Annotated in this window: 12 protein-coding genes; 5 read left to right on the forward strand and 7 right to left on the reverse strand. The window is 70.7% G+C overall.

What is annotated here, in order from left to right; genetic code table 11:
* Position 1: 1 nt before the first annotated feature.
* The 4 genes from B4E97_RS09585 to B4E97_RS09600 all read right to left on the reverse strand — a co-directional run bounded on the left by B4E97_RS09585 (position 2) and on the right by B4E97_RS09600 (position 3,501).
* On the reverse strand, positions 2–1,426 hold the full coding sequence (locus B4E97_RS09585; protein ID WP_286959668.1) for a hypothetical protein: 1,425 nt from the start codon (positions 1,424–1,426) through the stop codon (positions 2–4).
* Positions 1,423–1,671, reverse strand: coding sequence for a helix-turn-helix domain-containing protein (locus B4E97_RS09590; protein ID WP_166824972.1), 249 nt, complete (start codon positions 1,669–1,671; stop codon positions 1,423–1,425). The genes B4E97_RS09585 and B4E97_RS09590 overlap by 4 nt, the downstream gene beginning before the upstream one ends.
* On the reverse strand, positions 1,671–1,883 hold the full coding sequence (locus B4E97_RS09595) for a hypothetical protein (RefSeq protein WP_003780572.1): 213 nt from the start codon (positions 1,881–1,883) through the stop codon (positions 1,671–1,673). The genes B4E97_RS09590 and B4E97_RS09595 overlap by 1 nt, the downstream gene beginning before the upstream one ends.
* 181 nt (positions 1,884–2,064) lie before the next feature.
* On the reverse strand, positions 2,065–3,501 hold the full coding sequence (locus B4E97_RS09600; RefSeq protein ID WP_123045101.1) for a recombinase family protein: 1,437 nt from the start codon (positions 3,499–3,501) through the stop codon (positions 2,065–2,067).
* Between the two features lie 37 nt (positions 3,502–3,538).
* Between B4E97_RS09600 and B4E97_RS09605 the strand changes: the two genes are divergently transcribed.
* Complete coding sequence (locus tag B4E97_RS09605; protein WP_286959676.1) at positions 3,539–4,354, forward strand: LLM class flavin-dependent oxidoreductase; 816 nt, start codon at positions 3,539–3,541, stop codon at positions 4,352–4,354.
* Between the two features lie 67 nt (positions 4,355–4,421).
* On the opposite strand, the gene B4E97_RS09610 is transcribed toward B4E97_RS09605, so the two are convergent.
* Genes B4E97_RS09610 through B4E97_RS09620 form a run of 3 tightly spaced genes read right to left on the reverse strand, consistent with a single transcriptional unit; the run spans position 4,422 to position 6,473 of the window.
* Positions 4,422–4,802: a type II toxin-antitoxin system death-on-curing family toxin gene (locus tag B4E97_RS09610; RefSeq protein WP_286959677.1), complete on the reverse strand. Its 381-nt coding sequence runs from the start codon at positions 4,800–4,802 to the stop codon at positions 4,422–4,424.
* Positions 4,799–4,996, reverse strand: a complete 198-nt coding sequence (locus B4E97_RS09615) for a ribbon-helix-helix protein, CopG family (RefSeq protein WP_019286219.1) — start codon at positions 4,994–4,996, stop codon at positions 4,799–4,801. Before B4E97_RS09615 ends, B4E97_RS09610 begins: the two co-directional genes overlap by 4 nt.
* Positions 4,997–5,036: 40 nt before the next feature.
* Positions 5,037–6,473 (reverse strand): amino acid permease, encoded by a 1,437-nt coding sequence (locus B4E97_RS09620; protein WP_084412393.1) that lies wholly within the window; start codon positions 6,471–6,473, stop codon positions 5,037–5,039.
* Positions 6,474–6,590: 117 nt separating this feature from the next.
* On the opposite strand from B4E97_RS09620, the gene B4E97_RS09625 reads away from it, so the two are divergent.
* The 4 genes from B4E97_RS09625 to B4E97_RS09640 all read left to right on the forward strand — a co-directional run bounded on the left by B4E97_RS09625 (position 6,591) and on the right by B4E97_RS09640 (position 9,671).
* Positions 6,591–7,187, forward strand: coding sequence for a hemerythrin domain-containing protein (locus tag B4E97_RS09625; RefSeq protein ID WP_286959679.1), 597 nt, complete (start codon positions 6,591–6,593; stop codon positions 7,185–7,187).
* Between the two features lie 113 nt (positions 7,188–7,300).
* Positions 7,301–8,170: a siderophore-interacting protein gene (locus B4E97_RS09630; RefSeq protein ID WP_286959680.1), complete on the forward strand. Its 870-nt coding sequence runs from the start codon at positions 7,301–7,303 to the stop codon at positions 8,168–8,170.
* Positions 8,171–8,199: 29 nt separating this feature from the next.
* Positions 8,200–8,616 carry a hypothetical protein gene (locus tag B4E97_RS09635; RefSeq protein ID WP_286959682.1) on the forward strand — a complete coding sequence of 139 codons (417 nt, stop codon included), beginning with the start codon at positions 8,200–8,202 and terminating at the stop codon, positions 8,614–8,616.
* A gap of 62 nt (positions 8,617–8,678) precedes the next feature.
* On the forward strand, positions 8,679–9,671 hold the full coding sequence (locus tag B4E97_RS09640) for an ERCC4 domain-containing protein (protein WP_029210320.1): 993 nt from the start codon (positions 8,679–8,681) through the stop codon (positions 9,669–9,671).
* The last annotated feature ends 176 nt before the right edge of the window (positions 9,672–9,847 follow it).

A 9,847-nucleotide genomic window follows, 5' to 3' on the forward strand; every position in this document is an offset into this window, starting at 1 on the left:
CTCAAGTCGGAAGAGCCGCATCATCGTGGTGCGCGATCTTCGCTTCCCCAACGGCCTCCAGCGCATTGCGCCCCGGCGGCTGCACGTACGGCCAGTCGCAGCCGGCCAGAGCAACCAGCGCCTGAGTCTGCGCGGCGACCTCATCGGCGAGGATGCCCTTACCCGACCCCTTCGGTCCGCAGATCGTCAGCACCGACTTGTGCCACGCCGTACCGAGCCCCTCCGCGACCAGAGCGCTCCGCTTCTGCTCGTAGCGCGAACGGAGCAGCTCCAGCCGCGGCAGATCATCGGCGAACGCATCCCGATCAGCGACCTCGGCCGCAGCGAGCGTCATTCCATCCATCACCGCGCGCCGAAGCTTCCGCTTCCGGGCGGTGAGGCTCTTCCCTCCCTCGGCGGCCGACACGCGACCGGCCATGTGTGCGTCCAGCTCGGCGCTGAAGTCGAAGTTCGCCACGACGCGCCCGCGCCCGTACTGGTACTTGCCCGGGTTGCCGTCCTGCGTGCTGTCCGTCAAGTACGTTCGATCGGTCTGGTGCACGCCAGGGATCGCATCGGCCCGCCGCGACTCGTGCGGCAGGTACTCGCAGAAGTCGAGGAACGCCTTCGGCGCGGCACCGGAGCCCTTGTGCTGGTCCCCGCCCTCCTGAGCCACGACCTCCTTCGGCACCCGCACGCGGGCACTCGGGATCTCCAGCGCATTCGAGACCGTGCGGATCTTCGGGCGCTTCTCCTTGAACAGCAGCACGAGGTGCCAGTGCAAGCCCTTGAGACCGACGCACCGGCACTCCACGGTGCCCTCGTCCACTTCCACGAGGCGATCGAGCGGATGAGCGATGAATGCCGACCACATCGCACCGAACTGCTCCTCGAGCAGGGCGAGCCCGGCTTCCAGCTGCTCCTGGCTGCACATCGGCTCACCCGTCTCCGGGTGGTTCGCGTACTGCATCACCGAGAACACCCGCGAGAGCGTCTGAGCGCGCTTCACCTGCTCCGGAGTCTCGGCGGCCTTCTGTGCCTCAAAGAAGGCGCGGGCAGCCTCGATGTGCTCCGGCGACGAAGGCACCTCGAACGGCTCCACGTCATCGCTGGGATCAGCGCCCGGCACATCGAACGCGGAGTAGTCCACTGCGGTATCCGTTGGAGCAGACGAGGTATCCGTTTCTGAAACGGATACGCGCGAACCCAAGGAGTCGCGCGTGCACACAGGCATCTGACCAGGGGAAACGTTGTTATCAGTGGTGTCTTCGTCGGTCGTGTATCCGATATCCGTTTTCTGAGCGGGAAAAAGTTTCGGCTCAGAGCCCATGTCCTCGCCGTTCGGAACGACGACGGGCAGCCCGCCTTCGGCGGGTGCCAGGCCAGGCCCTCCGGGCGGGGTCAGGTCGGCGGACACGAGGGCGCTGGTGCGGTCGGTGGTGCTCATCGGGCACCGCCCTTGCTGTAGCGCTTGATTACGGCCTGGTGCGTGACGCCGAGGGCGTCGCCGATCTTCGCCCAGGTCACCCCATCGGCGCGGGCGTCGGCGACGGCGATCTCGACGGACTCCTCCAGCACGGAGCGGAGCACGCCGAGGTCGTAGAGACGTGCCTCGGACTCGGCGAGGGAGGGGTCGCCCTGTCGCCAGCGGAAGCCGTTCACGTGGTCGAAGGCGGAGGAGTTGGCGCTCATCAGTGACCACCGCCCATCACGGCGGCGACCGCGGCGCGCTGTCGCGGGGTCAGGGGCGTGCGAGCCAGGCGTTCACCGGCCAGACGACCAGCAGCACGAGCGGCGGCGATGACGGGATCGAGGCCGTCTGCCTGCGGAGAAGGAGTGGAGCCCTGATCGAGGCCAGGGCGGTCGAGCGCGGATGCGCGGGGAACGTCGATAACGACAGACATCGGAAGTCCTCGGACATGAGTATCTTCCGGTTCCCCGCCACGGTAATTGGGCTGTTTGACCGGCTACTCATCCGGGAGCAGAACCCCGCGCTTCTAAGTCGCGGCCCCGGTGGGATCTTCTTGTCTGCAACCATTCTCCCACGAGTCGACTCACCATTGCAATGACGAGTCGACTCATGAGTCAGTCGCGACGCGGCTCTATACGAATGAGGTCGGGGTCGAACTTCACGTGACCGGGCGCGATGGGCTCGATGGTCACCGTCACCAGCTCGTCCACGAGCATCCGGCGGCGGTCCACGTCCAACGTCTTCCACTTCGCCTCGACCACCTCGCGGCGCTCCGCGGTGCCGACCGGCTCGTCCACGTCCGCGAGCAGCTTCGCCGCCACCGACACCGAACGGTCGAGCAGCTCCGCGTCGATCTCATCGATGCGGGCCTTCACGTCGTTGATCGCCGCCGTGATCTCCAGGACCGGCTGATGGATGTCACGCAGCAGCGGGCTCAGCTCCTTCACCCGCTCGACCAGGGCGTTCCGCTCCGTCAGCAACTCCTCGTGATCTGGCCCATCGTCCTCCTGCGGCATCACGAGGTTGTGCACATCCACCGAGGACAAGCGGGTGAGCACCGCCTCGGTCACCATCGCATCGACGGGCTCGCGCTGGCGGGTGAGATGGAACTGCTCGCCGCAGCGATACGTCGGCTGCTTGCGGCTGTTCGTCCCAGAGACGAGCGTCGCCCCGCACTTGCCGCACAGGCCGATCGTGGACAGGAGGTACTTCGGCTGGTTACCCTGCCTCGCCGATCTCCGCACGTTGTCCTCCAGCTTCGACACCGCAGCCCGCCACGTCTGCTCACCGACGATGGGCGGGAACGCGTCGCCCTGCACCGGGTACAGCTCGCCCGACGCGTAGTGCTTGATGTAGCCAGCGTAGAGCGGGTTCGCCAGGAGGTAGCGCACGGCATCGACGGAGAACTCCGACCCGCGCGCGGTGAGATGACCGGCACCGTTCAGATCCTCGCGGATTCGCCGGATCGACAGCGACGGCTCGCCGAGGAACGCGGCGAAAGCCCGCCGGACGGCGTCGGCCTCCTCCGGGATCAGCTCGCCCTCTCGCGTCCACCCGAACGCCTTCCAGGCGCTCGTCGGGATGCCCTCGAAGCGTCGGCGCTCGTTCGACCTGATCTGACGCTCCGCCTTACGCCTGGCCTCGAACCGGGCCAGTGCCGCGAGCATCGTCGCTCGGAACTCACCGTCGGCCGTCGAGAGGTCGATCTCGCCGTCCACGGTGACGACCCGCAGCCCCAGGTCAATCAAGGTGTTGAGGTCCTTCGTGCTGCGCAGCAGCCGGTCCATGTCCACGGCGACCACCATCGAGAAGCGGCCCGCGCGGGCGTCGTCCAGCATCTCGGCCCAGCGGGTGCCAGCGCGGCGCTTCTTCGTCGCCGACACGGCGTTGTCCTCGTAGACCTCGACGACGTTCCAGTCCTTGGCCTCGGCCAGCGCCCTGATCTTCCTCAGCTGCGTATCGACCGTCCAGCGGTCGCCCTTGCGGTCCATGGAGGCGCGGACGTACGCGGCCACCTCGTTCGTCTTCCTCAGCGCTACCAGTTCGACCATGCAACCAAGCTTACGGAACGAGTGTCACAACCGCGACATGCTCTACGAGAACCCCCTCTACCTCGCCGAGGAGGCCGCCCAGCTCGACCTCATCGCCGACAACCGGATCGCCCTCGGCATCAGCCGCGGGTCGCCCGAGCCGGCGCTGCGCGGGTGGGAGGCCTTCGGCTACACCGGGTCCCGGGACCCGCGCGGTGCCGACCTGGCGCGCGACAAGTTCGCGACGTTCATGCGGGCCGTCCGCGGGGACCGGCTGGTCGACGCCGATCCCGCCCAGCACGGCCCCGGCCAGCGGCTGCGGGTCGAGCCGCACTCGCCGGGTCTCGCCGACCGCGTCTGGTGGGGCGCCGGCACCCGCGAGACCGCCTCGTGGGCAGGAGAGCTCGGCGTCAACCTGATGAGCTCCACGCTGCTGACCGAGGCGACGGGGGAGTCCTTCGGCGACCTGCAGCGCGAGCAGATCGAGCGCTACCGCGCCGCCTTCGCGGCTGCGGGGCACGGCCGCGTGCCGCGAGTCTCGGTGAGCCGCAGCGTCTTTCCGATCGTCGACAGCCGCGACCTCGTCTGGGGTCAGCTGCGCGGAGGGTCCGGCGACCAGGTCGGCGTCATCGACGGATTCACCTCGACCTTCGGCAAGTCGTATGTCGGAGAACCGGATCGGCTCGTCGCGGAGCTCCAGGCGGACGCCGCCGTGAGGGCCGCGGACACCCTGATGCTGACCATCCCGTCGCAGCTCGGGCCCGAGGCCAACCTGCGCATCCTGCAGACCTTCGCCGAGCACGTGGCGCCGGCCCTCGGGTGGGAGCCCAACCAGGACGGCCCGGTCAGCGGCTACGCCGAGCTGCCGCGCTGAGCCGCCGAGCCATCGCACCCGCACTCGCCGTCCCGTCACCGCGCGACGCACAGAGACGAGCGCGTGGTCATCCGTCGCGGGGTGACAGCCAGCCCGCGAGGCGACGGGCGCTGACGGCATACGGCATCGACCCGGTCGCCACGTGCACGACCAGGTCGTAGACCTCGTCGTCCGGTCCGTCGACCACCCATCCGTTGATCCAGCAGAAGGTCACGGTCGCCAGCCAACCGAGGCGCTTGTTGCCGTCGACCAGCGGGTGGCTGCGGGTGATCGACTCCAGAAGGACGGCGGCCTTCTCCTCGACGGCGGGGTAGGCGTCCCGGCCGCCGACCCAGGTGCGGGGCCGGTGGGCGGCGGCATCGAGCAGGCCGACGTCCACGACCGGGCCGACGTCCAGCTGGTCGGCCAGCCCGAGCAGGTCGTCCAGCTCGAGGTAGCGGGTCGTCATTCGCCGAGGCGCCGCAGCACGTCGGCGTAGCGCTCCCGACCCCAGGCTGATCCGGCAGCGACGTCGGCACGGTGCATCCGCCGCGAGGCGGCCTCGTGGATGGCGCGCACGACGGCCTCCTGCTTGGAGACGCCCTCCGCGCGCGCGAGCTCGGTCAGGGTGGCGTCCTGCTCCGGGGTGAGTCGTAGGTTCATGGCCATGCTCCATGGTACCTCCGTGGTACCACGCGTCGGGTCAGGTGTTGCGCCGAGCGGCTCGGCGAGGGCCTGCGCTGAGCCGGTGCGCCAGGACCAGCACCACGAGCGTCACGAGGCCGGTCCACAGGGCGGGGCGTGAGGCCGAGCCGACCCCGAGGAGCACCAGCACGCCGACCATGAACGCGACGGCGGCCCAGCTGGCGACCGGCCACCCGGGCACGGGGAAGCCGCCGGGGGAGAGCTCGCTACGGGCGATCTGCCGCTTCATGGCGACGTGCGAGAGCAGGATCATCAGCCAGACGAAGACCGTCGCGAAGCTCGCCACCGACGCCACGAGCATGAACACGCCCTCAGGCACCAGGACGTTGAGCACGAGCCCCACCGTCAGCGCCGCCGCCACGAAGCCCACGGCCGCCACCGGCACCCCGCGACCGTTGGTGCGCGCCAGCGCTCGCGGCGCGTCGCCCTGCTCCGCGAGGCCGTGCAGCATGCGGCCGATCGAGAAGGTGATGGCGTTGAGCGCCGAGAAGGCCGCGGTGATGACGACGGCGTTGAGCACGTTCGCGGCGGCGGGCAGCCCCACGGCGTCAAAGATCTGCACGAACGCGCTCGACCGCCCGTCCACCGTGGTCCACGGCGCGAGGCAGAGGATGACGCCGATGGCGCCGACGTAGAAGAGCAGGACGCGCCAGGGGATGGTGTTGATGGCGCGCGGGATGGCGTGCCCGGGGTCCTCGGCCTCCGCGGCGGACAGCCCCAGCGTCTCGATCCCGCCGAACGCGAACACCACGACGGTGAGCGAGACCAGCGCGCCCCACAGCCCGTATGGCGCGAAACCGCCATGCGCCCAGAGGTTCTCGACCGTCGGGTGGCTGCCGCCGGGGACCTGCAGGCCGAGCGCGAGGATCGTGAGACCGGCGGCGATCATCGCGATGATCGCGGTGACCTTGATCAGCGAGAGCCAGAACTCCGTCTCGCCGAAGACCTTCACGTGGATGAGGTTGAGGCCGGTGACCAGGGCGATCGCGCCGACCACCCACACCCAGCCCGGCACCTCCGGCCACCAGTGGCCGAGATAGATCGTGAGGGCGGTGACGTCGGCGACGGCCACGACCAGCATCTCGATGACGAACATCCAGCCGGTCACGAAGCCGCCGAGCGGCCCGAGGTAGGTGCGCGCGTAGCGCCCGAAGGACCCGGCGCCGGGGTCGCGGACGGCCATCTCGCCGAGCGCCCGCATCACGAGGAACACCGCGAGTCCCGCTGCGACATAACCCAGGAGGACCGCCGGCCCCGCCATCCGGATGGCGTCGGCGGAGCCGTAGAACAAGCCCGTCCCGATCGCCGAGCCCAGCGCGATGAACTGCACGTGCCGCGTCGTCAGCCCGCGCGCGAGGGTGTGGTGGGGCACGGGCGCCGGGCCCTGCGGGGGTTCGCTCTGCCGGGTGGACGAGCGGCGGCTCGGTGACGACACGGTGGTCCTTCCTCGTGGGCAACCCTCCCAGGCTAGTCCGCAGACCTCTGCGTATGACGGGGGTGTCCGGGGTATGCGCCTCGACGAATCGGACGCCGGCACCACGAGGAGGCAGCAGTGGACATCACCGAGATCATCCTGGAGCAGCACGCGCAGCAGCGAGCGGCATTCGCGCAGCTGGAGGAGTTCCCCAAGAAGGACGTCGAGGGGCTCGAGGCGCTGTGGAAGCGGCTGGTGATCTTCCTGGAGACCCACGCCGAGGCCGAGGAGCGCTACTTCTATCCCCACCTGCTCGAGAAGGGGACCGGTGCGGCGGACGCCGACGACGGCACCGTCGAGGGCGAGGTCGAGGACGCGATCAAGGACCACAACAAGATCCGCGACGCGATCGGCCGGGCCGACGAGGCCAAGGTGGGCTCGGACGAGTGGTGGCAGGCCGTCACCGACGCCGACATCGCCAACTCCGAGCACATGGGCGAGGAGGAGCGGCAGGACCTGCGCGACTTCCGGGACCACGCGAGCCTGCAGCTGCGGCACGACATCGCGGTGGAGTTCCTCCGCTACCAGGCGACCAAGGCGGCGACCGGCATCGAGCCGGTCAACAAGGACGCCGAGGAGTACGTCGAGGACCCGGAGGCCGAGCTGGAGGAGGCCGAGGGCAAGGGCAAACCCGCGAAGAAGGCCTCCGCGAAGAAGGCTTCCCCCAAGAAGTAGGACGACACCGTTCAGGGTCGCCCGGCTGCTGCCGGGCGGCCCTGACCCGGCTCCGGGGGCCTGCGACGCCGCTCGCCGCCAGCACGCACAGGCGGCGAGGTTAGGGTGCCCTTATGAGCGATCAGCGACCCCAGCGCCGCCCCCGGGTGATGCGCACGGCCACCGTCACCCGCACCGAGCGCCTCACCCGCGACCTGGTGCGCGTGCACCTCGAGGGGTCCGACCTCACGACGATCGAGCCGTCGGAGCAGACCGATCGCTACGTCAAGCTGCTGTTCGCGCCCGCCGGGGCCGACTACGCGTGGCCGTTCGACCCCGACACGCTCCGCGAGGAGCGGCCGCGCGAGCAGTGGCCGGTGACGCGGACCTACACGATCCGCAGCCTGGACCCCGTGGCCGGGCAGATGGCGCTGGACTTCGTGGTCCACGGCGACGAGGGGCTGGCGGGCCCGTGGGCCGCTGCGGCGCGACCGGGGGACGGCATCGGGTTCTACGGCCCCGGCGGTGGCTGGGGTCCCGACCCGACCGCCGACCACCACCTGCTCCTGGGCGATGAGTCGGCGGCCCCCGCGATCGCGGCCGCCCTGGACGCGCTGCCCCACGACGCGCGCGCCAGCGTGTTCGTCGAGGTCGCGGACGCCACCACGCACGTGCCGCTGCGCACGACGCCGGGGATCCAGATCACCTGGGTGCACCGGGACGAGACCGGCGGCCGGTATGGCGTGGCCCTGGCCCAGGCCGTGCGGGCGGCCGGGCTGCCGGGCGGGGACGTCCGGGCGTTCGTGCACGGCAACGCCGACATGATCAAGGACCTGCGCCGCTACCTCTTCGTCGAGCAGGGGGTGCCTAGAGATCGCGTGTCGATCTCGGGATACTGGCGAACGGGTCAGGACGAGGATGCCTGGCAGGCCGGCAAGCGCGAGTTCGTGGCCGCGATGGAGCAGGAGCAGGACGGCTCGACCGCGGCGGCGCCGACCGGCTGACCACCGCACGATCACAGGGGGAAGCACCGATGGACCGCAACCACAAGGCCCTGGCCGCGCTCGCGACCGGAGCGATCACGCTCGTGCCCGTTCGGCGCTGGCCCGCACCCGTGCGGGCGGCGTACGTCCTCGCGCCCGCCGCCTTGCTGGGCTTCGGCGCGGCGGCGATGCTGGCGTCACGCGAGGAGCAGGGCGGGCGGGGCGGGACGCCCGACGTCGACGCCCCACCGGCGGTGACCCCGCTCGCCCTGGCCGGCGGCATCGGGGCGGCCGGGGCGGCATACGGCCTCGGTCGGCTGAGCGTCTCGGCCGACGGCTGGATCGAGGACCGGCTGCGGGACTGGGGCGTGCCGCAGCCGCGGCTGGTGATGGCGGTGCTCGCCGCCGCGATCATGGCGCTGCCGGACCCGAGCGACGAGCCCGTCGTCAGCGCAACCGGGGGCTGACCAGCCTGATCGACGACGGTCGGCGACAGGTCTGTCGATAGGTCTGTCGGTAGGCTGCGGCCGTGGTGGACGACTTCCTGATCGCTCGCAACCCGGAGCCCGGCTCCAGCCTGCCGTACCTCCTGCGCATCCCCCTCGGCCCTGACGGGGTGGTGCTCAAGGCCAAGGAGATGTGGCCGCGGACGGCCAAGGTCTACTGCCACCGCGCCGAGTGGCCGGATGACGCGGAGATCGTCGAGCGCACGCCCACCCGCACCTGCGTGCGTCGCGGCGCGGCCATCGACCTCGTCCTGGACCGGGGTCGGGAGAACCGCTCCCAGCTCGTGCTCACGCAGGTGCGGGGCAGGGAGGCGATCTTCTGGCAGACCGCGCGGACGGCCAAGCAGGCCCGCCCGTCGGTGCGCTCGCCGCGGGCCAGGGCGGCCGGGATCGCCGAGATGCAGGTCGTGGTCGACAGCCACGAGCGGTACGCCTGGAAGTTCTCGGACGAGCAGGTCACGACGGTGCGCCGGGGGCTGCCGGTCGGTGACTACGCCGTGGAGGTGGAGGGTCGGCCCGTCGCGGTGGTCGAGCGCAAGTCCTTGCCGGACCTGGTGTCGACCCTGACCTCGGGGCGGCTGCGCTATGCCCTGGCCGAGCTGGCGACCGTCCCCCGGGCCGCCGTCGTCGTGGAGGCGAGGTACTCCGACGTGTTCAAGCTCGACCCGTCGATCCCGGTGCGTCCCTCCGTGGTCGCCGAGGGGCTCGCGGAGTGCCAGGCACGGGTGCCGAGCGTGCCCGTCATCTTCGCCGAGACCCGCGCGCTCGCGCAGCAGTGGACCTACCGGTTCTTCGGGGCCTGCCTGGTCGAGCTCGCCCAGGAGGACGGCGCCTCGGCGCGCGTGGCGGACCTGTCTCCCGGCCCCGGGATGCCTCCGCGTGAGCCGACCCCCGCCGAGATCCGCGCCTGGGCGGTGGCCGAGGGCCTGCCGGTCTCGGCGCGCGGTGGCCGTCTCGCGGCGAGCGTGGTGGCGGCATACCGGGCCGCCCACGGTGATACCTTCCCGAACGGCTGACGACCCCCTGAGCGCACCCGTCGGCCACGATCCGCGACCGAGCTCCCCTGACCTGCACGGAGTGAGCATGAGCGACCTAGGGCGGGTCTCTTAAAGTGGGCAGCCGTAGGAGGATCGCGCGGAGCAGGACGCCGGCCCGGTAGGGCAGGGCGAGCTTGTCGTACCTGGTGGCCAGG

Source organism: Arsenicicoccus sp. UBA7492 (assembly GCF_002479615.1).
Classification (GTDB): domain Bacteria; phylum Actinomycetota; class Actinomycetes; order Actinomycetales; family Dermatophilaceae; genus Arsenicicoccus; species Arsenicicoccus bolidensis.

What these genes read in the sequence shown, in the direction of transcription:
- B4E97_RS09585 (WP_286959668.1), bottom strand. Translation starts at nt 1,426, where the DNA reads ATGAGCACCACCGACCGCACCAGCGCCCTCGTGTCCGCCGACCTGACC.
- B4E97_RS09590 (WP_166824972.1), bottom strand. Translation starts at nt 1,671, where the DNA reads ATGAGCGCCAACTCCTCCGCCTTCGACCACGTGAACGGCTTCCGCTGG.
- B4E97_RS09595 (WP_003780572.1), bottom strand. Translation starts at nt 1,883, where the DNA reads ATGTCTGTCGTTATCGACGTTCCCCGCGCATCCGCGCTCGACCGCCCT.
- B4E97_RS09600 (WP_123045101.1), bottom strand. Translation starts at nt 3,501, where the DNA reads ATGGTCGAACTGGTAGCGCTGAGGAAGACGAACGAGGTGGCCGCGTAC.
- B4E97_RS09605 (WP_286959676.1), top strand. Translation starts at nt 3,539, where the DNA reads ATGCTCTACGAGAACCCCCTCTACCTCGCCGAGGAGGCCGCCCAGCTC.
- B4E97_RS09610 (WP_286959677.1), bottom strand. Translation starts at nt 4,802, where the DNA reads ATGACGACCCGCTACCTCGAGCTGGACGACCTGCTCGGGCTGGCCGAC.
- B4E97_RS09615 (WP_019286219.1), bottom strand. Translation starts at nt 4,996, where the DNA reads ATGAACCTACGACTCACCCCGGAGCAGGACGCCACCCTGACCGAGCTC.
- B4E97_RS09630 (WP_286959680.1), top strand. Translation starts at nt 7,301, where the DNA reads ATGAGCGATCAGCGACCCCAGCGCCGCCCCCGGGTGATGCGCACGGCC.
- B4E97_RS09635 (WP_286959682.1), top strand. Translation starts at nt 8,200, where the DNA reads ATGGACCGCAACCACAAGGCCCTGGCCGCGCTCGCGACCGGAGCGATC.